Origin of the sequence: Pseudoalteromonas sp. PPB1 (assembly GCF_015356275.1) — a bacterium.
In the GTDB taxonomy this organism is placed as follows: domain Bacteria; phylum Pseudomonadota; class Gammaproteobacteria; order Enterobacterales; family Alteromonadaceae; genus Pseudoalteromonas; species Pseudoalteromonas rubra_D.
Genome location: NZ_JACEQV010000002.1, coordinates 117548 through 141502, shown reverse-complemented (window position 1 = coordinate 141502; position 23955 = coordinate 117548). Strand labels below are relative to the sequence as shown.

Below are 23955 nucleotides of genomic sequence, written 5' to 3'. Positions count from 1 at the left end.
ATGATTCAACTTACTCAAGCGCAGCAACGAGCCTATATGTCAGACTATCTCGAAAATGGCTGGCGTGAGGAGCGTATGTCGTTTAGTTCCGTCTCTTTAGAGCCCGGTTATATTGACGGTCGCATTAATGTTGAGCATTTTCAAATGCCCGGAGATGGCCGTTTTCATTTCAGTGCGCAAAGTGCCATGATCTGGATCTCTCAGCTTGGCATTATTTACGGCTGTTGGGACAACCAGCTGACCGAAAAAGTGGGGGAAGTCTACCTCAGAGATCTCGACATTAAATTCAAGCGCACTATCAATACAACCGAAGAGGTTCGCTTTGAAGGCTTCTTCCCTAAGCACTGTAAAAAGCGTTTGTCTGATAATCTCGTGTATTACAAGAATGGTCAGATCCACGTTGAAGGCGGCGCTTTTACTGGGACTGCGAGCTTTTTGGTGCCAATAGGTTAATACCTCAGGGAAATAAAAACTGTTCCTATTTAGTTAATTGGTGTTATGTTATAACTAAACGTGACGTTGATTACGTCTTACCAAACCGCCCATGCTTAGTGTTCAGGTCTTTATCTAGACAACACGGCGTGCGCGGTTTTTATTGTATCAGGGAGTACTATTTGTGTTAGAAGCCATACAGTTAACCAAATCATTTGCAGATAAACAGGTGATCAGCGAACTGAGCTTTAAAGTCGAGCAGGGCGAGATAATGTGTCTGCTGGGTGCCAATGGCGCGGGGAAAAGCACCACGCTGAATATCTTTCTCAATTTTTTACAGCCTGACAGTGGTCAGGCATTGATCGATTCAGTGGATGTGCATCAGGGAGCCAGTTGTAAAGATAAGCTGGTGTACTTGCCTGAGCAGGTTAATTTGTATCAGGAATTCAATGCCATTGATAACCTGAAGTATCTGGCGAGCCTGTCGGGACTGTCCGTTAATGAGGCACAGATCCATGCGGCGCTCGATGAAACCGGGCTGGAACAAAATGCCCGTAAACAGTCGTTAAAAAACTACTCAAAAGGCATGCGGCAAAAGGTTGGTATCGCCTTTGCGATTATGCGCCAGGCCAAAGTGTTACTGCTGGACGAGCCGACATCCGGACTGGATCCCAGTGCGACGCTGGAATTTATCCGCATTATCGAGCGACTGGCAAAAAAGGGCGCTGCTATCTTGATGGTGACACACGATTTTTACTGCGCGCATACACTGGCCGACAAAATCGGCATTATGGATAAAGGCAAACTGCTGACCCTGCTGGATAACAACAAGTTGCCGCTGAGCAGCCTGGAAACCACCTATCACGAACTTATTTCAGGGAAAACGGCGATACGTGCAGCCAGCTAATGCTGCAACGTCGATGTTTAAACAGGAATTGTCTTATCTATGAATAATAAAATAATGCAGATCTGTCGCCATGAATTGGCCAGTAAACGCAAAAGTCCCAGCCTGTGGCTGCTCTTTTTTATGATCCAGTTATTACTGGCGATTGCCTTATTTACTGGCTGGCAGCAATACCAACACAGCGTGCATACCCAAACTAAAGCGCAGGAAATTGTCGAGCAACAATGGAATGCACAACCAGACAGGCACCCTCATCGGGTGGCGCATTTTGGTCACTTTGCGTTCCGTCCTCCCAGTGCGCTTAGCTTTTTTGACTTGGGTGTGAATGCCTGGGTGGGTGACAGTATCTTTTTGGAGGCGCATAAACAAAACAGCGCCAATTTTGCCAACGATCAGGATGGCGGCACCTTGTTACGGTTTTCCGAGCTCAGTAGTGCCAACATTTTGCTGATCATCTGGCCACTGCTGATTATTGCGCTGGGGTTTGCCAGCGTCAGTGGAGAGCAAAAAAGTGGCACGCTCAGACAGCTTATGTCTATGGGCGTGTCGTTTCGTGAGTTGATCACCGGTAAAAGCCTTAGCTACCTGTTTGTATCTGTGGTGTTTATCTTACCTGTGTTTGTTCTGGCTCTGGGCCTTGCCGCCGGTACCGGCGCACAGTTTTCCGCAGAAGCACCACTCAGGCTGTTGCTGTTATTTGGGGCTTACCTGCTATATTGCCTGTTCTGGATCGCAGTAACCCTGTTGATTTCAAGCCTGGTGAAAGCCCCTAAGCAAGCGCTCATACTGCTGACGTCAATCTGGTTTATTCTGACCATATTGATGCCGCGTATGCTGGCGGAATTTGCCCATCATCAGTATCCACATCAAAAACGCAATGACTTTGAACTGGCCATTAAGCTGGACAACCGTAAAGTCGGAGACAGTCACAACCCGGACGACCCCTACTTCAGTAAATTCCGCGAAGAAACCCTGAAAAAGTATGGCGTATCTTCAGTCGAGGAGTTACCGGTTAACTACAAAGGGTTGGTGATGCAGGAAGGTGAAAAGCTCAATGCCGAGATTTACAAAAAGCATTATCAGCAGCAAGTCACACAATTTGACGCGCAGCGCCAGTTTGTCAGTCAGTTTTATTGGATCAATCCTTATTTGTTTGTGCGCGATTTTTCAATGGCATTAACCCGGACAGATACCCGACACTTTTTGGATTTTGAGCAGCAAGCTGAAGCGCACCGATACGCGCGTATTCAAAAATTAAATAAGTTACACACTCATGAGATCCATCATCACGATGACAGAGCACAGCGGGTTGATAAATCCTATTGGCAGGAGTTTGATGCGTTTCATTACACCTTGCCGAAGCTGAGCTGGTCATTGAGCGCGTTTTCTCTGGCCTGGGCTTTGCCGCTGCTGGCGGTTATTGCCCTGTTTATTTTCCTGAACTCAAACGGGATGCAGAGGAGGATCTATGCTGCTGTTTAAACTCGAATGCAAGCGTTTGTTTGCTGGCACCATTAACAAACTGGTTTTGGTGTTATTTATCATTTCGGGGGTGTTTGCCATCTACCAGGGAGCACTTGGTTATAAGTCGGTACGCATCGACCAGTATAAATCTATGGTGGTGTTTCAAAAAGAGCGGGAACATGTTAACAGCCGTGAAACGCTGCCCGCTGCGGGATCTTTGGCGTACTATGCCAGTGCCCCGACTGAGTGGAAGTTGAGCCCCTGGGCCGCTTTGTTTGTAGGCGAGACCCCGTCGTCTATGGTGGCCACGAAAATTCGCGCAACGGCATTGCAAAGCCAGATTTTCAATCGTGAGATTGTCAATCCGGCTCAGCAACGGGCAGGTGGCTTGGATCTGGGCTTTGTGCTGGTTTATTTTCTGCCTCTGGTGATAGGCATATTAACGGTGACTTTGATCTCAGACGAGCAACATGCGGGCCGCTGGCGATTGCTTAACGCGCTGCCTAACAGCGCATTTGGGCTACTTGCCAAGCAGATTGCGCTGCGCTTTATGGTTATCTGGTTGCTGGTGGTTACCCTGCTACTCAGCGCTGCACTGATATTGTCTTTGCCGTTTGACGGCCTGTTCTGGATAGTGCTGGGGGCGACCAGTTTGTATATGGTGTTCTGGTTTGCACTGGCAACTTTAATCATGAGTTTTGGTAAAAACAGTGTGGTGAATAGCCTGGCTTATCTGAGTAGCTGGGTGGTACTGGCGCTGCTGATCCCCGGGGCTGTGCACTTGTATTTGTCTGGTCAGTACCAAAGCGATGCGCCACTTGAGATCACACTGCAACAGCGCATGACACTCAACGATGGCTGGGATAAGGACAAGCAAGCCACGCTGGACGAATTTCTGACGCACGAAACACCCTGGCAGAATACCGCGCCTCTGGGCGAGGCATTTGACTGGAAATGGTATTATGCGCAGCAGCATATGAGCGATCTGGCGGTGCAGACTCTTGTTGAAGCGCATATACAGAATAATCAGGCTCGCCAGGCCCGGTTGCAAACACTGAGTGTGTTGTCTCCGGCTTTGTTCTTTCAGCTTTCGCTGAATGAACTGGCCCATACCAGTAGCGGCTATCAGCTGAAGTACCGGCAACAGGTGGCTGATTACCACCGTGCCATGCGTCATTTTTTCTATGACTTTATGTTTTTTGATAAGCCGGTGACACGTCAGGATGTGGAAGATTTTCCACTGTTTAAAGCGCAGGCGATGGAAGCAGCCAGTGGCCTGTGGAAATTGCTGATCAGTGCTTTATTCGTGCTAGCCATTTCTGCCTTGTCGATCGTCAGGATCCGACAGCTAAAACCGCTTTAACCCTCCTCAAATCATACGGGCGGTATTCGCCCGTATTTACTTTTAGCTAGCATGAATTATTTGTGAAAAAGGGTGTTGTCGAATTAGGTGACGCACAGTAGGATGACTGTTTCCAACATTTATCCAATTCGCTAAGGGACGTGCATGTTATCACTAAGATTATTTGAACCTTCAGATGAACAATATCTGGTTCGTTATTTAAACAACCCTGCTACGGTACGGTATCTTTCGCCCAAAGTGCCTTTTCCTTACACTGCGGCTGATGCACAGTGGTGGATCAATACGGGGAGCAAAGAAGGGATAACGCGTGCCATTATTCTGGACGGTGTGTTGATCGGGTGTATCGGCGCGCGGCCAGGTACGTTCGAGTATTGCCGAAGTGCAGAAATCGGCTATTGGCTGGCTGAGGAATATTGGGGGCAGGGCATTACAGGACAGGCACTTGATTTGTTGATCGCCGATGTTGAAGCCACGACAGAGATGGTCCGGCTGGAAGCGGTTGTTTTCGAACAAAATACTCGCTCAGCCCGGGTATTAGAGAAAGCGGGGTTTGAATTTGAAGGCGTGCGCCGCAAAGCAATTTATAAAGATGGCGAGCTGTTTGATGCGCGTTTGTTTGGCAAGGTATTTGAACTAAATTAGCAATCAGCTTACGTAAAAAGCGGAGTTTTCAGCCTGCGTTTTGTCTGTCACTTTGCTGAGCTGACCTAACTCACTTGAAGCGGTGTACTTCACAGAACTCAAATAAATAGTAGGATTATCGCTTCACTACGAGTCTCCCATCAAGGACGGACTACAGGCCCGGCAGTCCGTCAGTACATCGCTTTTTTATTGCCCAAGGTTAAACTTGAAGGCTTTAGGGCTGAGCTGCTTTACCTTCGGAATAAAATAACGAATATCGTAAATGTCGTCGTAATGATGCCAGTGCAGGCCTTCATCATCTGTGTCGGAAGCATCGCTGTGCCAGGGCTCCAGAGGCTCACTCAGAAAGCTCACATGTAAATGGTTTTTGTGATTGGCTTTGACCTGGGTCACCCCTGTCAGATTATCGGCAAAGATGATTTGGGTTGCGCCAAGTTGCACCAGTGCATCAACCAGACTTTGTGTAGCCTGACGATCATACGCCGCATCACCAACGCTAATGGGTCCTGCTTGTGTGCCAATTGGGCGAATGTCGACAGTGCCGCCAAACTTATGAGTAAAGTGGGGAGGATTTATGCCGCCCCAGCGCATGGTCGCACCAGTAATGGTTAAGTAGTCTGGCATACCTGTGGGTTTACCCGGTTGAGCGTGCCAGGCGCGGCCGAGGTTTTGTAGTGCCGACAATAAATCCGGGTGCAAATGACGGCCGACTAACCCTGCGGTAGTGAGCCCCTGAGAGGGCGTGTCCGGGATGGCAACCAGCCCGGTTACTGCACATTTAACGGTTAGTGTGAGTTGCTGCGTGCCTGCCCGGGCAACAAACTGATCTGAGCCCGGTACGCTGTCGTTACCGCAACTGTGAAAATTGTTTATCGAGACGCTGATTTGTCCGCGTGCATCTGTCACCGGGCTTGATATCTCAAACGGTGCTTTCAGACGAAACAGGCCCTGCTCAATGCGGGTAAGTATCTTAGTCCGCACGTTGCTGCTAAATCGCGCAGCCATGGCACTAGGTTCACGCCACTGCGGTGCAATCAGAGTAAGCGGTGCTGCGCTGATTTCGACTGGCTCGCCCACAATAGGCTGACCCTGAGCATTCGTTAATGTGAGCGTCCACAAGGCGGTATTGCCATTTTTAGGGAAGAGGGTAACCTCAGTGGCATTTTCAACCCAATTCTGGCCAAAGTAGCCTTTGCCGTCTGGCGTCATGATCAGGCCGTCGTAGTAAAACTGACTGGTAAGGGCTGGGGTGTTTAGTGTGTGTGCAAAAGTGGGGCTGCACAAACCCAGTGCTACGCTTAACAGCGCAATCCGTGCTTTCATGATGACTCTCCTTGAGTGACTCTCTCAAGGCTAGCAGCTCAGGTCTGTGTGACAAATTTATGAAGATGCATATTTTTCATGCATTGGAACTGCGGTGAGGAATTAGAAACGAAAAAAGCGAGCCTTAGCTCGCTTTTCTTGCAAAATGCGTAGTAATTAAAGAACTACGATTTTGTCAGCCTGAGGACCTTTTTGACCCTGAGACACTGTGAATTCTACGCTCTGGCCTTCAACCAAAGTTTTGAAGCCGTCGCCTTGGATAGCGCTGAAGTGAGCGAATACGTCAGGGCCATTTTCCTGAGAAATGAAACCAAAACCTTTAGACTCGTTGAACCACTTAACTGTACCAGTAACTGTGTTAGACATAGTATTAACCTGTAATATAAATAAAAATTAACCTTCGATAGGTGTGAATGCATCAAAAGTAGTGGTGAAACTTAAATACTGCAGGTTGCGTTACGAAGTGTAATACAACGAATTGTAGGATGTAAATATCGACTTTCTTTCTAGCGGCCTTAACTTTACAGAGACTAACCGGACCTGTCTAGTATTATTTGTACAAATTTTAAATTTATCGTTTGGTGTGCTGTGCACAAAGCTGCTTAAAGCACACCAGAAAACTCGCTGAACATCAGGTTGTTGATTATATTTCGTCAATGACCTGAAACGCACGATACTCATCAAAGGCAAATTGATCAGTCATACCACTGATGTAGTCAATGATTAATCTGACTCTAAGGTAAAACTCCTGTTCCTGAGGATCAGGGATAATGGCATTCATCGTGTCACTGTTGAGTGCGCTCCGGTAGGCCTGCTTGTGTTTCTCAGGTAACTTTTTGAACAGTCTGGCGGAGTATATCGGGATCCTGGAAACATAAGTCGTTGCCGGTATCTCGATGTTCATGAGTGTGGCAAATTGATTTTTACCCAGCTGCAGCAGTGGTTCATATACGCTCAGCAGCCCACTGATAACCCGATAGCCCTGTAATTCTCGCCCTTCGACCTCTGGGTGGGCAAAGGCCAGCTCTCTGGCGACCTCTTTAAAGGTTTTGATAAGCAGATGGCAGTCACTGCCATCTTCAATCAGGGCCTGATTAAACTGGCCACGCATCACGGCGTCAAAATTATCGACAAATTGCCTTGCGGCATGTTGTGGTAGTTTCTGGTTAACCTGAACCCGCAAGAAAACAAAGAACTGGCTATGGTTGCCCGCAATTTTTTCTGTTCTTTCTGTGGCTTTTTTAATGATGTCGGCCATCAATGTTTGCTCTGAAGCGGGCAAACTGGCACTGAGCGCCTGATAGGTGTCCTGCAGAGCGATTTTGAGTTGCTGGTAACTCAGGATGTTTTTTTCAACGGCGTCTTCCAGATCGGCCATGCCATAAGAGATGTCGTCTGCGGCTTCCATGATGTACGAAAAAGGAGAGCGGCAACCCGGCGCAATATCCAGTGCACGTCTGAGTTTGCTAATGTATTCCTGCTCACTGAGGTAAAAGCCCACTTTCTTTTTAAGATAACTGAGTGTGTCACCCTCTTCCGGGGCGGCCTCAGTGCCGCAACGGGTGTATTTCATGATCCCGGAGGCCTGCGAATAGGTCAGGTTCAGGTTCAACAGTGTGTGCACCAGACGGATCCCCTGCGCGTTGCCCTCAAAGTGAGTCAGGTCTCTGAGTACGTCGGGGCTCATTGCCTTACCACTGAGCTTTTTGTAGATACCGGCAATATGCTGCCCCAGCCAGTCACTCAGCGCTGCCTCGCCAAAGTGCCCAAAGGGTGGGTTACCTATGTCATGCATTAGGCAGGCCATCTCGACAATGGACTCCAACATACGCTCATACTCGCCGACACTGGTTTGCTCGTCGAGCTGTTCACAGATCAGCTGACAGATATAGCGCCCGGCCTGCTGCACTTCTAAAGAGTGCGTCAGTCTGGAGCGTACCGCTGCGTTTCGCTCTAGCGGAAAAACCTGGGTTTTTTGCTGTAACCGGCGGATTGCAGCCGAGGTAATAATGCGGTTTCGGTCACTTTCAAATTGTTTGCTAAGCTTGCTTGAAAACTCGAAGGGGCGATCCGCGCGGATCTTACAGTTGAAGGTCGTCACCATGTTTCCTTATGATTTAATTCATATCCTTATGTTGTCTGTTTTTTATCCACAAAGCAACACCTTAGAGTTTTATGCTAAGGGTTGCTTAAGCAAGTCTAGCAGGGCCTGCGGGACAAATTTACGGGATGTCGTAATGGCGTAAAAGTGCTCAAAAATGGGCAGCTGACTGTGATACTGCTCCAGCACACCCTGAGCAATTTCATCTTTAACTACTACAGGGGGCAATACTGCAAGCGCGCCACTGTCTCTGGCCAGCAGGCGCAGCATCGCCATATCATCTACTTCGGCCTGAATATCCGGTGTGTATTGATGAGCGGCGCATAAGGCATTGAAGGCGGATCGGATCTCTGTGGTGGGCCCGGGCAGTACCCAGCGCACTTTGTCATACCCTTCTGGAAAGTCACTTTTAATGCCGGCACCTTTAGGGCCGACAATGGCAACCTGCTGGCGCGACACCAGTTGCGTATGCCAGCGGGTTTCATTCTGGCTGGCGAGACGGTTGGTCAGCACCAGATCCAGTTCATGGTTGCTTAATCCTTGTAGCAGGGTATCCATGTCGCGGGTGGTGAGGGTAAAGCTGATATGAGGGTCACAAAGCAAGGGGCTGATAAAGCTTTCAATGAAATTTCGCGACAGGGTGGTTTGCACGCCGATCGACAGATGTTGCCGTTCGGTGGCCACACCTTTAAGTAAAAAGGATTCGAGCTCTTCGCCTTTGTAAAAGATATCGTCAGCATAAACCAACACCTGCTTGCCGGCATCGGTCAGGATCAGCTTGCGTCCTTGTTTTTCAAATAATGAGACACCCATCGTATGTTCCAGTCGTTTGATCTGAATTGACAGGGCTGACTGCGAGATGTGCACATCCTGAGCGACCTGTGTCAGGCTACCAGCCTTCGCAACGCGCCAGAAATAATAGAGGTGGTGATAGTTAAGCCGGCTCATATTAATGTTATATAAAATATATAGTTTAGTTAGAATATATATATTTTTTATATCTTTCAACGTCTGACATACTGTGCCTGTTCTGAATGGAGTGGGATAATTATGTCAATATCGTTAATGATGATGCTCGCCATCACGCTCAGTTTTGCGCTCAGCGCCTGGTATTGCGGCCGTGCCAGTCGCATCAACAGGCGGTCTGTCAATGTATTGTCTGGTTGGTTACTGGTTTTATTGATCACGGCCGTCGCCGGGCAGGGCGTTGAGACCCTTTTTCTCTCTGAAAGTACGCTTACACAGTGGATACATGTGACGCCGCTGGGCCTGATCATGTTTGCCCTGGTGGTGTTTATGGCCATTATTCTGATGCGCTTTTCTCTCAATTACATGGCCGGTGAGCCGCGCCTGGGCGTTTACTGGCGTTGGCTACTGGGCACGCTTGCGGCTGTCTCTCTGGTGGTGATGAGTAATCATTTGCTCTTGCTGCTACTGGGCTGGGCTGTGATTAGTCTGGCGCTTCACCAGTTATTACTTTTCTATCCCGAGCGTCCCCGAGCTGCACTGGGGGCACATAAAAAGTTCATTCTGGCCCGTTTGGCTGAGCTGGCGTTGCTGATTGCCGTGCTGTGCTTGTACCAGGCGCACGGTACCTTTTTGCTGACCGAGATTCTGGCACATTATCAGGCTCCTAACCCTGACGTCAGTATTTACACCCAGATTGCCGCAGTCATGCTGGTAATAGTCGCACTGATGAAATGTGCGCAGCTGCCGGTGCACGGCTGGCTAATGCAGGTGGTCGAAGCCCCTACGCCAGTCAGTGCTTTATTACATGCGGGTGTTATCAATCTGGGTGGTTTTTTAATGATAGTGTTTGCGCCTGTGGTGATGCAGGTTGCTGCCGCTCAGTGGTTGCTATTACTGGCAGGCGGTCTGACAACGGTACTGGCGGCGCTGATCATGACAACCCGGGTAAGCATTAAAGTGCGGCTTGCCTGGTCGACCAGTGCACAGATGGGTTTGATGCTGGTTGAGTGTGCACTGGGATTATATGAATTGGCATTGCTACATTTATTAGCGCATTCAGCATATAAAGCGCATGCTTTTCTTAATTCCGGGCACGCGGTTCGGGATAACCTGCAAGCACGTCTGGCGGTCCCTGTTACGCCGTCTCGGGCACGCTGGCTGGGTGCGGCATTGCTGAGTATGAGTCTGGTTGCCATGACGTATTGGTTCGTGGGGCAGGGCACAGCGCTGAGTATGTGGGTGTTGCTGGCAATGTCATTTACGCTGCTTCTGGCACAGCGCAGCAGTGCGCATCATAGCCTACCTTGGGCAGGTGTGCTGGCAGTCTGTGTCGTGTTGTTGACCAGCTATGCTGCTATGAAAACGCTGCTTGCTCATACCGTGTTTGCTGAAGTATCTCTGCATGAAACTCCTCTGAGTGCAGCCGATAGTGTGGTGATGACGTTGTTTTTCAGCTTGTTTGTATTGAATTGGTTATTGACCTACAAGACTGCGCACCCTCGGGTGCAGAGGCTATCAGTGGTGCTGTTTGCTGGTTTGTATCTGGATGAGTGGTGGACCCGTCTGACACTAAAAATCTGGCCCGTGAAGTTACCTGCCCCTGTTAAAGCGCAGCGTACGGCCAAGCGCCCGTATGGATTAATTCAGGAGTCTTAAGATGGCAAGAGATATTCGCACACTCACCCAACCACAACTTAGCGCGATTCAAACCGCTTGTCTGAAGCTTGCACCCAGCTGGCCGCTGGACCAGATGATAGCGGTCAGTCCATACTGGCCAATGCGTGATGAGCCAATTGAGCAGGTCAGTGCCCGGCTCAGTGCGCTGGCTGGTATTTCGATGTTGATGCCAGCCAGTGACTATCTGGATTGGTATCGCCGTGGCCTTATCACCGAGCAGGCCCTGCAAACGGCACTGGCGGAATCAGGGCTTGGGATCAGTCAGGGGGAGCTGGTTCAGGCACTCGAGCGGATACCGGAGCAGGTGCCATGGCAGCCGTTGTCGGGGTTGCTGGACGAGCACAGAGCGCGTCACAAAATGGCTTGGCGCGATGAGATAACACATCAGATCAGTCAGTTTTGTGCGGCGCATTTTCAGCAGGCTCAGCCCATGTTACACAGCAACGAAAAGCCTGATCTTTATGCCCACTGGCTGGCGGTGAGTCAGCGTGATAGGGGACTCAGCATTGTGCTGGATGAGCCCGATCTACACCGTTATTTTGCGCACCTACCAGATGACCCGCATGCGCTAATAGCCCAGGCGCTGGACACCTTTGGCATAGAAGACGATCAGGTCGAATTGTATGCCCATGCCATGTTGCTGGATATCAGTGGGTGGGGAGCCTGGGTCGCCTACCTACGCTGGCAAGGTGAACTCAGCAATACGCCACAGGATCAGACGCTGGAGCTGCTGGCAATTCGGATGGCCTGGGAGCTGGTGTTGTGGCGTTATCAAGAATCACAGTTTCCTGGCTTCTTTGCAACTTTGACGCATGCATGGAAGCAATCGATGGCACGGTTGACGGATTTGCCTGTGCAACATCAAACACAACAAAAACCGCTGTGGATCTGGGCCAGAGCGGCTGAGCTGAGTTACCAGCAGCAGCTACACAGCATGTTGAGCCGCCCGGTAAATTTATCGGCACGTGCCATTCAGTGTCAGGTTGCATTTTGTATCGATGTGCGCTCCGAAGTTTATCGTCGGGCACTGGAAGGTCAAAGCGATGCCATACAGACCATGGGGTTTGCGGGCTTTTTTGGCTTACCCATTTCATACCAGCCACAACAGGCTGATGTAAGCCGCCCTCAGTGCCCAGGCTTGTTGATGCCCAGTCTGGTGGCCTCTCATGCGCAAACAGACAAGCATGGTGCCGCCTCGCTAAACGCCGGTGCTCGTTGGCAGGCATTTTCGAAGTCGGCCACGGCGTCATTTTCCATGGTGGAGTCGGCTGGGTGGATAGATACATTTAAATTGCTGAAAAAAGCGTTTTTTGCCTCTGAGCAAGTGCATCCAGTCGACAAGTTATCAAACAGTCAGAGCTGGTCGTTGACGCAAAATGGCGAGGAGTTAAACGCACTGCAAAAGGCTGAACTGGCTGCTGGCGTATTGCATGCGATGGGGTTTGAGCAATTCGCACCAACCGTACTGTTGGTCGGCCATGGCAGCCACTCTACCAACAACTTACAGGAAGCCGGGCTTGGATGCGGCGCATGTGGTGGGCAAAGTGGTGAAGTCAATGTCAAAGTGCTTGCTTGGTTACTGAATGATAAGTTGGTACGAGCTGCATTACCTGCACTTGGGGTTGAGATCCCTGAGCAAACCCGGTTTGTTGCGGCACTGCATAATACCACTACAGACCACATTCGCTGTTACGGCGAAAAACCCGATGCTCAGATAGAATCCTGGCTATTGCGCGCAACGGCTGTGGCACAAAAAGAGCGTGCGGCAAAGCTGGATACACAGCTGGCTGACTTTGATCGAGAAGCGCTGGATCAGGCTTTGATAGCCCGTAGCCTGGATTGGTCTCAGACTCGCCCCGAGTGGGGATTGGCCAATAATGCTGCATTTGTTGTGGCACCTCGTGACTGGACCCGGGGAGTTGATCTGCAGGGGCGCAGCTTTTTACATGATTATCAATGGCAGCATGATACTGATTTTAAGGTGCTCGAAACCATCATGACCGCACCTATGCTGGTGACCCATTGGATCAACATGCAGTACAACGCCTCGACCACAGATAATCTGCATTTTGGTAGTGGCAATAAAGTGTTACATAACGCGGTTGGCGGCAATATTGGTGTGTTTGAGGGCAATGGCGGAGATCTCAGAACAGGCCTTGCGATGCAGTCGTTACATAACGGACATGACTGGATGCACCAGGTACAGCGATTGTCCGTTTATCTGGCAGCACCTAAATCGGCGATTAAAGATATTGCATCTCGCCACGAAGTGGTTCAGCAGTTGATCGATAACGAGTGGTTGTACGTATTTCAGTGGCAATTGTCGGGCGAGATAAGTCGTTTTTACCAGCAGCGCTGGTGGCCTGTGTCTGCGCCCGCAGACAGACAAGGTGAAGAACAGAAAATAGTACAGTGTCTTTGACTTCTGGTATGCATGATACCAGAACAAAGCTGTGGGGCACGAAGCGGCAACCTCCGGGTTGCCGCTTTTTTTATTGTCAATCGCCTTGGTATATTTGCCTGAGTCTGCCAGAGTTAAGAGTACCTGTGTTAATGTCAGCATAGGCAGAAGGAATGAATGCGAGTGTCATCAGCACATAATTTGGGAGTGAGCATGTCGGGAGATATCGTTAAAATTCAGGCCGGGCACTGGTCAGAAACACAGCTAAAACTCAAAGCGCTTAGCGATAAAATGGCCGAACTGGAGCCTTTGGTACTTGAAGCGGTTGAGCTACTCAACTCCGATAATTGCAACCTTGATATTGAGGAACGCCGGGCACTGGCACAGCAACTAAAAGCCGTGATGTCCAAAGATAGGTCTGCCGATTAGGTATGATTTTTAAATTTAAACAGCGGTGGCTGTGTTTCTTTATAATTCCTGTTCTTAAAAGCAGACTTAGTCTCTGCGTCGTTGCCTCAGATGCAAATCTTGTTGGGTAGGTATTGCAGCGTGTGTAAACCCCTCTAAAATAATAAGCATAGAAGGAAATTGGTAGGTGCAATGAACTCATCGCAGTGGCTTATTATTTGTAGCATTCTGATATCCGCGTTGTCGTTCGGCAAACTTGCCGTAGCTGACGTATTGGATGTTTCCGTTGGCTGGACTAAACCCCCGTATGTGATTGAACAGGGTGATACTGGCTTCGAACTGGATATGGTAAAGGCCATTTTTGCCTTGCTGGGCCATGACCTGCGGTTTGTGTATGTTCCCTTTGGCCGTTCAGATTCACTGTTGAAAACACACAAAGTCGACGCGGCACTGACCATGAACCGGCGCATGGATCTGGCCGGCGCGGTATTATCCGAGCCTTATATCACCTACCACAATACTGCCATCAGTTTAAAAAGTCGGAAGTTAATAATACCCAGTATCAGCGCTCTAGAAAACTACGCTGTGATTGGCTTTCAGAATGCCTCTTTGGTACTGGGCATGGAGTATCGACTGGCGACTGCCAGCAGTCCTTTGTACATTGAGCTACCCGATCAGCAAAAACAGGTAGAATTGCTGTTGCAGGGGAAAGTAGATGTGGTGGTTATGGATATCAATATTTTTAACCATCTGAGTAAAGCCGTTGTCGGCCAGGATCAGATGCCCAATGTATCAGTGCACAATTTGTTCCCTGCATCGCCATACCGTATTGCCTTTCGGGACCCAGATCTTAAAGAGGCCTTTAATCTTAAAATGGTGCAGTTTAAACGAAGTGCTGCTTATCAAACGTTGTTGAACAAGTACGAATTTCTTCAGTGAACTCCAAACCCCTTTTGCTATGAACACGGCTGTCTGATACAGCCACACTGGGTCTTATCTTGCGATTTCACCATTCAAGATGTCTCTTTTTGTCGTTAAAATGCATTAAGCGACGTGTCAGGGTGAGCTATGATGTGTGCCAAAGGAGTAAAGCATGACAAGAAAACAAGTATATTTTATCGCTGATGGATTTCAGGCACTGGATTTATTTGGGCCTTTAGATGCGTTTATGGAGACCAACTCCCATGTGTCTCATGCGTATGAATGTAAGCTATTGAGTTTAGGGGCTGGACCTGTAAAAACTGTTTATGGCCAGCAAGTTCAGGCAGATTATGGCCTCGAAGACGAGTTTGCTCTAGACGACCTGATCATATGTGGGGGCAATGGTATGCGCACGTTGTCGCTCAGTGCCAGGCAGGTTGAGAGACTGTCTGAACTGGCGGGCAGAGCTCAGCGCGTTTTCAGTATATGTACCGGCGCATTCGTGCTCGCCCGGCTTTTCCCACAAAAGGCCTTAACGTTAACTACCCACTGGCGACATTGTGATAGCCTGGCCCAGTTGCATGGCCACTGTACCATTTCACCCGAACCGCTCTACATACAGGACAAGCACATCTGGTCGTCAGCCGGTGTACTGTCTGGGGTTGATTTAGCACTTGCTATTGTCCGTGAGGATCACGGTAACAGTGTTGCTGCGCAAGTTGCCAAAGATCTGGTGGTTTATTTGCAGCGTTCTGGGAATCAGCGTCAGTATTCAGATGCCCTGGCATTGCAATCGGGTGACAGTTTAAAGCTCTCTCCACTTATGGAATGGCTAAGTACGCAGCTCAACCAATCTGTTTCTGTTGCCAGGATGGCGGAGTATTGTCACCTCAGCGAGCGACAGCTTACCCGTTTGTTTAAACAGCACCTGAACTGTACACCGAGTCATTATTTTAAAGTGCTCAAGCTGAATCATGCCCGAGACCTTTTATCTGAGGAAAACATTAGTCTGCGCCATGTGGCCGGTAAGCTGGGGTTTAATAACTACGACAGTTTCAGGCGCGCGTTTATCAGACAGTTTGGGGTAACGCCGTCACACTATACTAAAGGAATTAATCGATGAGCCAGAGGGTGAAAGCGTTACTATTGGGCTGTTGTGCGATGCATGTTACAGCGGCGCCCCTTAATGAAGCAGAGCAACAAGCCTGGACCACAGACATTGATTTTTATGCAGAGCAGGTGAAAGCCCGGCATATTCACCCATTTCATACGCTGACGGAAGAGGATTTTAAGCGCAAGATTGAAGCACTTAAAGTTGATCTGCCCAGACTGAGTGAAGCTCAGGTTGAAACCCGATTGATGGCAATCAGCCGGGCGATAGGAGACGGGCACAGCAACTATTTGATGATGTCGGGACCGCATCAACACTTTCCGTTTCGCTTTAAGTTTTTTGGCGGTACTTTGAAAGTGGTAGATGCTACTGCGGAGCATCATGAGTTAATCGGTACACAGCTTCATTCAATTAATGGCTTGAGTGTGGCTGAGCTGTTCACTCAACTTGCACCTGTGCTCCCAGGTGTGGACAACCAGTTTAGTGAGCACAGTAGTTTTGAATACTATCTGTCTTTACATAAGTTGCTAGTGGGCCTTGGGATCGTTGAGCAGGGCAGACCGGCCTCATTTCACTTTATTGAGGGCAAGGGCGCAAAAACCTTACAGGTTTCTCCGATCAGCATGCGAGAGTTTGGCAAGTTGAGCTCTGCCTACTCGCGTGTGGAACCTAAGTTAACCAAGCAAGATATCGGGATGCCCGGGATCACATTGAGCCTGTTAGAAAGTCAAAAAGCAGCCTATTTTGACTTTGCCTCTTATCCAGCGCCTGAGCAGGTAATGCCGCATTGTGATGCATTGCAAACAACACTTAGGTCGGCTGGCTCACGGTATCTGATCATCGACTTCAGGGGAAATAGCGGCGGGAACTTTTACTCGGGTTTGGCATTATCAGCTTGCTTACAGCCTCTGGATCAGATTGACTGGATGCAGGGTGTCTATGTACTGACGGATGGTGCGACATTTTCTGCCGCAATGTCGAATACGGCCCAGTTCAGGCAAATTCTAAACGCCCAGGTTGTGGGGACCCCAACCGGAGGCGACCCAAATCATTTTGCGGAAAATAGCCAGTTTTTAATGCCTAACTCTGGTCGTCGATTCACTTTGTCTAAACGCTACTATCCGTTTATCGCAGAGCAAAGCGATGCTGTGTATCCCGATATTTATATTGAACCGAGCTGGGATGATTATCGGCACGGTAAGGATACGGTACTCACTGAGCTGCTGGTGCGATTGAATGGCATGCTGATTACGGGCAAAACCGTGCCAGCATTAGCTGAATAAAGCAAAGCTCTGTCGCGTACTTAGTTGCGACAGAGCACTTTTGCGCGACGAGCTACGTGGTTATGAGCAGATAAAGCGGCTATGGCATAAAGAAGTGGCACAGGCATAAAGCACAGTCGGACTCCAGGTGCCACCAGCAATGTGTGGTGTTTCTGCCTGTTGAATTTGCTTAGCGTTTGTTGAGAGGTGTTTAATTGATGTTTTTTTCAGCGTAAGTTTCATTGTTCATTCCTTTAGTTGTTACGTTCACCTGATTGAACGCGCACTTAATGTACAGCACAAGTAGTCTGGTTACACCTTTTTTCCATTAATTTTTAATTAACCTTTCTTTGCGTTTTTTCTCTAGTGTTATGATTTAGAATGATATAAATAAATGTTTCAAAATTTAATTTGTTAAATTTATTTTTTATTTATGTGAAATTTTTTCGTGGGTGTCAGGTCTCTTTGTAAGAATTCAAAAGGAGATACAACATGACCACATTATGCAAACCTGCGACTTTTTACCCTGAACACCTTGTCAATGCAGATGACATCATGACAGTAATTGAGATTTGTCACCCGGACAGCCCATATAAGCAACGGGCTTTTGAAATGATCCAAAACACAGAGGTAAAGAATCGGCATTTGATTTTACCTCTTACGGAGATTGTGAAACTTCAGGATTTTGGCGCGCGGGCCACTCGCTACAAGGAGGCCGCCATTGAAATGGCTGAAACAGTAGCCGTTGAAGCGATGGAAAATGCGCTGGTGGCTCCTGAGGACATCGATATGGTGATCGCGACGTCCTGTACCGGCTTTATGATGCCTTCACTTACAGCGCATCTGATCAATCGGCTGGGGTTACGCAACGAAACTAAGCAAATTCCGGTTGCACAATTAGGGTGTGTGGCGGGCGCGTCGGCAATCGGGCGGGCATTTGAATATTGTCAGAGTCGTAAAGACAGCAATGTGTTGATCGTCTGCGTTGAGACATCCTCATTGTGCTTTCACAAAGAGGCCGATAGATTACAGGACTTTATCAGTGACGCTCTATTTGCTGATGGCGCAGCGGCGGTGGTAATGAGGGGCGACAGTCTGGTGTCCGGCCTTAAGCTTATTAACAACCAAAGTGTGACGATTAAAGACACCATTCCTTACATTGAATATGACATTACGCATCAGGGCTTTAAGTTTTCTCTGGATAAGGAAGTTATGCACTCTATTCCACATGTTGCGCCATATTTGCAATCGTTTTGCCAACGCAGTTTATCGCGTAATGCAAACCAGGTAGACAGCACGATTTTTCATACCGGTGGTAAGCGTATTTTGGATGAGCTAGTACGTTGTTTGTCGCTTGAGCCTGATATGGTAGCACGCTCACGTGATTGTCTGGCCGAAACGGGTAACACCTCCAGCGTAGCGGTCATTGATGTATTAAAACGTACCTTTGACTCTGCCAGGTGCGGTGATGCCAGTCTGCTTGCTGCGTTTGGCCCCGGTTTCACCTCAGAAATGAGCATTGGCGTATGGCATTGAAGTGCTGCTAGGAGTTAGCTTTAGACAACAGGAGCTGACTTGCAGCTGATCGAATTTACTCATCAGCGCGAGTCAAATCTTCCCATTCGTTGCTGGCTGATTGCTACGCCAGACTAAAATTTGACGCTGACCCTTGTTAGTTTGGGGATTTATAATCTCAGGCAAGACTGTGGCTTTATTGTATAATTTAGCAATTATCATTTAATGATCAGGGCCATGTACAAAAAAGCCTTTCTTGCGCTGAGCGTATTCTTTATTTCGGTGTTAATTGTGGCAACACTGGACACGTTTTGGTTTCACAGTGCCGCCACACAACGGCCAGCCGTGGTGTCGTCAGTAATCCCCCCCGAGGCTCAGTTAAAGCAATTGCAATCTGCACACCCACTGCTCGATATTTATGAACTGGCGTCAGACTCCCCGCAAGCGGCGTTAGCACAACTGACGCACTGGCAACAAGGCGCGCGTGATCTGGCGCCCATTGAACAAGTGTATGTGTTGTGGATCCGCAGACGTGCAACCGATGATGATCCCGAGCGGGCAAGACTAAACCAGCAACTGACAGATCTTGCGAGCCAACATCAGCTCAACTGGCTGGAAGCCTGGGTGGCTCAGGCGCAGGCAAAAGCGGCCTTACGTATCGGTGATCTTGAAACAGCGCGCTCTGCCATCTTAAAAGCAGTGGCGGTTGCACAGCAACACCAGATTGGGTTCCTTTTAAAGGAGGTTTATAATACCGCAGGTGTGGTGTTTAACTCGACCAATGAACTGGTTAAATCACAGCAGTACTTTCTAAAAGGGATTAAACAGATTGAAGCGTTACCTGAGCACCGACTGCGTGCGTTGTTGCACAACAACCTTGGTCTGCTGTACGTGCATCTGGAGCAGTGGGACAACGCGTTAAAATATCTGAGTCAGGCTGAAAAACTCTACAGCCAGTATGCCTATGCTACGTCAGAGTACATGTCGTTAATTTTATTTAACCAATCTTTTGCCCATAACCGTGCAGGCCAGGCCGTTCAGTCCAGAGAAAAATTCGAGCAGGCTCTCAGTTATCTGGATGAGGGGGTGAGTGATTTTTATCGCGTTGTCGCGCTTAAGAATGAGGCCAGACTACTTAATCTGGAAAAAGACTTGAGTGGTGCGACGCGAAAAGCCAGCCAGTGCGTTGATATGACCAGCGCTGAAAAATACCCAATGCAGCATGGGATCTGCTTACTAGAGCTGGGTTTTGCTTATTACGCAAATAGTGATTTAGAGGAAGCACACTTGGCGACGCGCTCTGCGATGGCGGCTTTTAGCAAGCTCAATCATGCACGCTGGCTGATAAAAAGTCGGTTTTTCCTGGCACAAGTGCTGGAGCGCCAGGGGGAGGCGCAAGCGGCATTGTCGATACTTAAAGAAGCCCGGGCAGCAGAAAAAGCCATGATCATGAATGAATTGATTGCACTGGATACCGCGCTTGAGGTGCAACAAATTACTCAGGAGCGCGACTTGTTAAGTGCTCAAAGTCGCTTATCTAACCTTGAACTTTTGCTTGATAAACAGCGCTTCAGATTGCTGGTTTTATGGTTGATCCTTGCATTTACGGGGGCTGGATGGCTGGCGCTGCGTGCCAGAGCAGTGAGCAAAGAAAATCGTCGCCTGTATGACCTCAGCTTTGTAGACCCGCTCACAAAAGCGTCCAATCGTCGTTTGTATCAGCAGGAAATGGCTAAGCCGGACAGATTGCGTACTGAGGTCCATTACCGACTGGTCGTGATTGACCTGGATCACTTTAAACAGATCAATGATACCTATGGTCATGATAAGGGAGACTGGGTTCTGAGCGAAGCGGCAGCCCGACTGCAAAAGTTCGTAGCCGATGATGAGCTATTTGTACGCTGGGGGGGAGAAGAATTCTTGATGGTAGTAAAAGAGCGTGATGCATTTCGGGCGTTCGTTCACAACATGGTTGATGCACTGAGGGAGGTGCCTTTTGAACTGGGAGAAACAGCGCTGCGCGTAACCGCCTCTTTTGGTGTTAGCGATGCAATGAGCGTGCAACAGTTGGGGGCATCGGATGGGGCATTTAAATGCGCCGACCGCTGTTTGTATCAGGCTAAAAACAATGGCCGGGATCGAGTGGTTATGCCGGAAGAAGTGCTTTAGTGAATTCAAAGTGTGATTGTTGTCAGAATATAAGCATATGAAGATTAGAGGGTGCTTGCGGTGTTGTTTCTAAAGAGGTGCTCAAGGAGGCGATGTATGCGGCAGATGCTTTTGGATAGCAGCGAAGACAGTGGCCGGAGTGAACCGGCCAGCAATCCACTTGCTTTTACTTGTACAGTTCCAGCTCACCTAAACTGAGGTAGTTGCCCAGGTCATTGGAGACATCGAGACGATAGTATTGGTAATGTGCTTTTGACTCCAGACAGTACTCAGACATTGCCGGGAAGTCGGGCTTGTCGCCAGAGCCAATGGGTGCCCAGACTTGTTTGTCGTTACTGCCATACAGTTTCCAGCTGGTGGTCACCCAAGTCGTGGTGTGATTGTAGCCTTGTGCAAGAGCGATTTTAGACACCGCTTGTGCCTGAGGCAAAGTGACATAGATTGACTCTTGCTTCTCTTTAGAGAACCAGACGTGGTTATAGCTATAGACAACGACACCATCATTTAGGTGGTTAATGCTGCCATGACTGGTTGTTGCAACCTCAAAGCCACTGATATCGACTTTTTCGTCAGCCAGTTGGCAAGCTCGGTTAGGCACCGTGCCGTCACCTATGGTCAGCTCAAAATCACCGCTTTGCTCGTTGGCATCAACCCAATGCCCATACCAGCCATTAAAATCCAGAGACGGAGAACCGTAATAAGTGGTTTTCACACCTGCCTGATTGATCACATCAAAGGTGATGTACTTGGTGCTATCGGCAGCATTTAGCTGAGGCAGGCTACCATGAACCTGGTTACCAGAGATAATACTGCCATGGCTGTCCGTTGCAATGAAATGCGCGCCACGAAAGTCGGGTGTGAATGTGGTTAATTTATCCTGCGTCAGTATATTGTCTCTGACACTGTCCTGCTTCAGGACCAGTTCATCGCTCTGCGCGACAGCAGAGCAGGCAACCAGCGCCAGTGTACTCAAACAAAATTGGGTATTGTTATTGGTTAACATATCTATTCCTTAAAATTATCCTTGTTTCCGATTTAGTACTCTACTGAATTAATCGTGACAAGGGTATGTTTGGGCAAAGTTCCCTTGTTGCGAATAAAGTTACATGATTTCGCAATAGACCAAATGAAGGTGGCTTTGCTAAAGCCATTTTCAATATTGCCGCTCATTATCTAGTGATTGGATTAAACAATAAATTACTTGCAAATGTCCCAATTAGTACAATCACAACAGAAGGCTATATGCGATGGGTGAAACTGGCAGCGTTTTATTGGTTTAGGGAGAAATTATACATTGCCTGCCAATAAGAGGGGTGAGATATATCAAGTTTTCGCTCTTTTAGTAGGGTTGTAATGCACTGTAATGTGAATGAATGTTGATGTGGAGTAACATTTCTAAATTTTTAGGGTGTTACCCTTTTTAAGTCGTAACTAGAAAAGGACCGTTTATGCAATCTTCGATGCAGGCAACATTTTTTGAATCAACCTCAGGCATTATTACAATAGGCTTCTGCTTGATACTTATGGTTATTTTTATCCTAGGATGTTACCTCGGTAAAACCAGAAAACACGGTGAATTTGTCAGTTATGTGCCTGCGTTGTTGACGACGGCTGGGATCTTCGGAACTTTTGCCGGTATTGTGATGGGGCTGTATTCTTTTGATCATACCCAAATAGACACCAGTATTTCTAACTTGTTATTTGGCTTAAAAACTGCTTTTTTTACAAGTTTGGCAGGATTACTACTGTCGATTATATTTAAAACCTTGCTAACAACTTACTTCACTGCAAAAGAAACTGAAGTTATGTCTGATGCCTCACCAGAGGCCATTTTGGCAGCTATCAAAGCGCAAACGCTTGCAACCAGCGAATTAAAAGATGCCCTAGTCGGAAATGAAGAAAGTACTTTGCTGGGCCAAATTAAATTATTGCGATCAAATGGCGACATTCATTTTAAGCAAGCACAAGCATTGCAAAAAGAACAATTTGAGGCGCAATCACAAAAGCAAACAGAATTTGCCGATAAGCTTTGGATCAAACTGCAAGACTTTGCAGATACATTGTCTAAATCTGCAACAGAAGAAATTATTGCCGCTTTAAATAACGTGATTGCCGATTTTAACCAAAAGATCACTGAGCAGTTTGGAGACAACTTTAAAAAGCTCAACGAAGCTGTTTTTAAACTCGTTGAGTGGCAAGAAAATTACCGCCTTCAACTCGAAGAAATGAAGGCACAGTATAGCCACGGGGTTGAGGCCATTGTGAAAACCGAAGGCTCAGTGGCAAGCATTAATGAGCACGCAAAATCAATTCCGCAGTCTATGGATACCCTCACAGCAGTGATGGAAGTCAATCAGCATCAGTTGGCTGAGTTAGAAAGGCATTTAGCCGCGTTTGAGCAAATGCGCGACAAGGCTGTCGAAGCGGTGCCTCAAATACAGCAACATGTTCAACAAACCGTACAGGATATTGGGGCAGCAGTAGAAGAAGCAAGCATACATTACACGTCATTATTAACACATTCTGACGAATACATTAATAAACATATAAGCAGCTCTGAAGCGTTATTGGATAAGTTTGTTACTACCACAGAGCAAGGTATTGATGCTGTTGGTAACAAACTGGTCAGTAGCTCTGAAGATATGGGCAAAGCGCTTGAGCTAGCCAGCACAGAGTTTACACATTCAGCTTCCAGAACAAATGAAAGCTTGCAAACCAGCTCAGATCACTTAGCAGATGGTAGTGACAAGATGCAGCAGCACATTGCAGACACGGTATCTGATTTAAACAACAACATGCGTGACTTAATTGAAAAAGTGGTCGTTGAAGCACGCACCATGACCACCACGTTTAAAGATGCAAATTCGGAGCTTGCGCAAGATACCAAACAAGCAAGGGATAACTTTGTTGCAACCAATAATGAGGTCACCGAACATATAAAGCGCATTGTAGAGCAAGTGGCTCAAGAGCAAATGCAACAGACCCAGCGCACGTTTGTGGCCATTGAAGAAGCCGCGAACCAACAACTAACAAAAACACATGAAACCGTTGAAAATCAGCTCAAAATGATTGACCAGTCGATGCAAGAAGAGCTCACGAGGGCACTGCAGTTGATGGCTAATTCACTCGGTCAAATCTCTGGCAAATTTGCAGACGACTACCAAGTGCTAACACAGCAAATGAAGCGGGTAGTTGACCAAGGAGTGACGGTTTAAAGGAGCATATTTTTGGTAAGCGTAAAACGTCAGAAGAGGGCGGTGAGCATTGGCTGTCTATCTCCGACCTGATGGCAG

20 protein-coding genes are annotated in these 23955 nt (G+C 48.1%); 14 read left to right on the top strand and 6 right to left on the bottom strand.

Translation table 11 applies throughout. The features are described from left to right. The 5 genes from IY568_RS02945 to IY568_RS02925 all read left to right on the top strand — a co-directional run bounded on the left by IY568_RS02945 (nt 1) and on the right by IY568_RS02925 (nt 4805). Nucleotides 1–453, top strand: coding sequence for a hypothetical protein (locus IY568_RS02945; RefSeq protein WP_010385831.1), 453 nt, complete (start codon nt 1–3; stop codon nt 451–453). Between the two features lie 163 nt (nt 454–616). Then, complete coding sequence (locus IY568_RS02940; protein WP_138539021.1) at nt 617–1339, top strand: ABC transporter ATP-binding protein; 723 nt, start codon at nt 617–619, stop codon at nt 1337–1339. 39 nt (nt 1340–1378) lie between these two features. After that, a complete protein-coding gene (locus tag IY568_RS02935; RefSeq protein WP_194866743.1) occupies nt 1379–2818 on the top strand; it encodes an ABC transporter permease in 1440 nt (479 codons plus the stop codon). Further along, nucleotides 2805–4163: a DUF3526 domain-containing protein gene (locus tag IY568_RS02930; RefSeq protein ID WP_194866742.1), complete on the top strand. Its 1359-nt coding sequence runs from the start codon at nt 2805–2807 to the stop codon at nt 4161–4163. Before IY568_RS02935 ends, IY568_RS02930 begins: the two co-directional genes overlap by 14 nt. 144 nt (nt 4164–4307) lie before the next feature. After that, entirely contained in the window at nt 4308–4805 is a 498-nt protein-coding gene (locus tag IY568_RS02925; protein WP_194866741.1) for a GNAT family N-acetyltransferase, read from the top strand. A 186-nt stretch (nt 4806–4991) separates the two neighbouring features. On the opposite strand, the gene IY568_RS02920 is transcribed toward IY568_RS02925, so the two are convergent. The 4 genes from IY568_RS02920 to IY568_RS02905 form a co-directional block, all read right to left on the bottom strand. Beyond that, nucleotides 4992–6128, bottom strand: a complete 1137-nt coding sequence (locus IY568_RS02920; protein ID WP_194866740.1) for a hypothetical protein — start codon at nt 6126–6128, stop codon at nt 4992–4994. A gap of 156 nt (nt 6129–6284) precedes the next feature. Then, nucleotides 6285–6494, bottom strand: a complete 210-nt coding sequence (locus tag IY568_RS02915) for a cold-shock protein (protein ID WP_010385841.1) — start codon at nt 6492–6494, stop codon at nt 6285–6287. Between the two features lie 277 nt (nt 6495–6771). Further along, a complete protein-coding gene (dgt, locus tag IY568_RS02910) occupies nt 6772–8232 on the bottom strand; it encodes a dGTPase (RefSeq protein WP_125563376.1) in 1461 nt (486 codons plus the stop codon). A gap of 69 nt (nt 8233–8301) precedes the next feature. Then, entirely contained in the window at nt 8302–9177 is an 876-nt protein-coding gene (locus IY568_RS02905; RefSeq protein WP_194866739.1) for a LysR family transcriptional regulator, read from the bottom strand. A 102-nt stretch (nt 9178–9279) separates the two neighbouring features. Here IY568_RS02905 and IY568_RS02900 point away from each other — a divergent pair, with 102 nt between their 5' ends. The 6 genes from IY568_RS02900 to IY568_RS02875 all read left to right on the top strand — a co-directional run bounded on the left by IY568_RS02900 (nt 9280) and on the right by IY568_RS02875 (nt 16999). Next, entirely contained in the window at nt 9280–10854 is a 1575-nt protein-coding gene (locus IY568_RS02900; protein WP_194866738.1) for an NADH-quinone oxidoreductase subunit L, read from the top strand. Nucleotide 10855: 1 nt separating this feature from the next. Continuing rightward, a complete protein-coding gene (locus IY568_RS02895) occupies nt 10856–13297 on the top strand; it encodes a YbcC family protein (protein WP_194866737.1) in 2442 nt (813 codons plus the stop codon). 162 nt (nt 13298–13459) lie between these two features. Beyond that, entirely contained in the window at nt 13460–13705 is a 246-nt protein-coding gene (locus IY568_RS02890) for a hypothetical protein (RefSeq protein ID WP_228553099.1), read from the top strand. Nucleotides 13706–13876: 171 nt separating this feature from the next. Continuing rightward, complete coding sequence (locus IY568_RS02885) at nt 13877–14623, top strand: substrate-binding periplasmic protein (protein WP_194866735.1); 747 nt, start codon at nt 13877–13879, stop codon at nt 14621–14623. A gap of 154 nt (nt 14624–14777) precedes the next feature. Then, on the top strand, nt 14778–15728 hold the full coding sequence (locus IY568_RS02880; protein WP_194866734.1) for a GlxA family transcriptional regulator: 951 nt from the start codon (nt 14778–14780) through the stop codon (nt 15726–15728). Then, nucleotides 15725–16999 carry a S41 family peptidase gene (locus IY568_RS02875; RefSeq protein ID WP_194866733.1) on the top strand — a complete coding sequence of 425 codons (1275 nt, stop codon included), beginning with the start codon at nt 15725–15727 and terminating at the stop codon, nt 16997–16999. The genes IY568_RS02880 and IY568_RS02875 overlap by 4 nt, the downstream gene beginning before the upstream one ends. Before the next feature lie 60 nt (nt 17000–17059). Here the strand turns inward: IY568_RS02875 and IY568_RS02870 are convergent, their stop codons facing one another. Beyond that, nucleotides 17060–17221: a hypothetical protein gene (locus IY568_RS02870; RefSeq protein WP_171045113.1), complete on the bottom strand. Its 162-nt coding sequence runs from the start codon at nt 17219–17221 to the stop codon at nt 17060–17062. Nucleotides 17222–17470: 249 nt separating this feature from the next. On the opposite strand from IY568_RS02870, the gene IY568_RS02865 reads away from it, so the two are divergent. Beyond that, a complete protein-coding gene (locus tag IY568_RS02865) occupies nt 17471–18514 on the top strand; it encodes a type III polyketide synthase (protein WP_125563358.1) in 1044 nt (347 codons plus the stop codon). Nucleotides 18515–18730: 216 nt separating this feature from the next. Next, on the top strand, nt 18731–20662 hold the full coding sequence (locus IY568_RS02860; protein ID WP_194866732.1) for a tetratricopeptide repeat-containing diguanylate cyclase: 1932 nt from the start codon (nt 18731–18733) through the stop codon (nt 20660–20662). 166 nt (nt 20663–20828) lie between these two features. Here the strand turns inward: IY568_RS02860 and IY568_RS02855 are convergent, their stop codons facing one another. Further along, nucleotides 20829–21665 (bottom strand): hypothetical protein, encoded by an 837-nt coding sequence (locus IY568_RS02855; protein WP_194866731.1) that lies wholly within the window; start codon nt 21663–21665, stop codon nt 20829–20831. 445 nt (nt 21666–22110) lie between these two features. Between IY568_RS02855 and IY568_RS02850 the strand changes: the two genes are divergently transcribed. Beyond that, entirely contained in the window at nt 22111–23877 is a 1767-nt protein-coding gene (locus IY568_RS02850; RefSeq protein ID WP_194866730.1) for a MotA/TolQ/ExbB proton channel family protein, read from the top strand. Nucleotides 23878–23955 lie beyond the last annotated feature (78 nt).

Excerpts from the sequence above, each read along its gene's own strand:
- IY568_RS02930 (WP_194866742.1), top strand. The coding sequence starts at position 2,805 with ATGCTGCTGTTTAAACTCGAATGCAAGCGTTTGTTTGCTGGCACCATT.
- IY568_RS02865 (WP_125563358.1), top strand. The coding sequence starts at position 17,471 with ATGACCACATTATGCAAACCTGCGACTTTTTACCCTGAACACCTTGTC.
- IY568_RS02915 (WP_010385841.1), bottom strand. The coding sequence starts at position 6,494 with ATGTCTAACACAGTTACTGGTACAGTTAAGTGGTTCAACGAGTCTAAA.
- IY568_RS02875 (WP_194866733.1), top strand. The coding sequence starts at position 15,725 with ATGAGCCAGAGGGTGAAAGCGTTACTATTGGGCTGTTGTGCGATGCAT.
- IY568_RS02920 (WP_194866740.1), bottom strand. The coding sequence starts at position 6,128 with ATGAAAGCACGGATTGCGCTGTTAAGCGTAGCACTGGGTTTGTGCAGC.
- IY568_RS02855 (WP_194866731.1), bottom strand. The coding sequence starts at position 21,665 with ATGTTAACCAATAACAATACCCAATTTTGTTTGAGTACACTGGCGCTG.
- IY568_RS02935 (WP_194866743.1), top strand. The coding sequence starts at position 1,379 with ATGAATAATAAAATAATGCAGATCTGTCGCCATGAATTGGCCAGTAAA.
- IY568_RS02885 (WP_194866735.1), top strand. The coding sequence starts at position 13,877 with ATGAACTCATCGCAGTGGCTTATTATTTGTAGCATTCTGATATCCGCG.
- IY568_RS02870 (WP_171045113.1), bottom strand. The coding sequence starts at position 17,221 with ATGAAACTTACGCTGAAAAAAACATCAATTAAACACCTCTCAACAAAC.
- IY568_RS02880 (WP_194866734.1), top strand. The coding sequence starts at position 14,778 with ATGACAAGAAAACAAGTATATTTTATCGCTGATGGATTTCAGGCACTG.
- IY568_RS02900 (WP_194866738.1), top strand. The coding sequence starts at position 9,280 with ATGTCAATATCGTTAATGATGATGCTCGCCATCACGCTCAGTTTTGCG.
- IY568_RS02895 (WP_194866737.1), top strand. The coding sequence starts at position 10,856 with ATGGCAAGAGATATTCGCACACTCACCCAACCACAACTTAGCGCGATT.
- IY568_RS02860 (WP_194866732.1), top strand. The coding sequence starts at position 18,731 with ATGTACAAAAAAGCCTTTCTTGCGCTGAGCGTATTCTTTATTTCGGTG.
- IY568_RS02905 (WP_194866739.1), bottom strand. The coding sequence starts at position 9,177 with ATGAGCCGGCTTAACTATCACCACCTCTATTATTTCTGGCGCGTTGCG.
- dgt (WP_125563376.1), bottom strand. The coding sequence starts at position 8,232 with ATGGTGACGACCTTCAACTGTAAGATCCGCGCGGATCGCCCCTTCGAG.
- IY568_RS02925 (WP_194866741.1), top strand. The coding sequence starts at position 4,308 with ATGTTATCACTAAGATTATTTGAACCTTCAGATGAACAATATCTGGTT.
- IY568_RS02945 (WP_010385831.1), top strand. The coding sequence starts at position 1 with ATGATTCAACTTACTCAAGCGCAGCAACGAGCCTATATGTCAGACTAT.
- IY568_RS02850 (WP_194866730.1), top strand. The coding sequence starts at position 22,111 with ATGCAATCTTCGATGCAGGCAACATTTTTTGAATCAACCTCAGGCATT.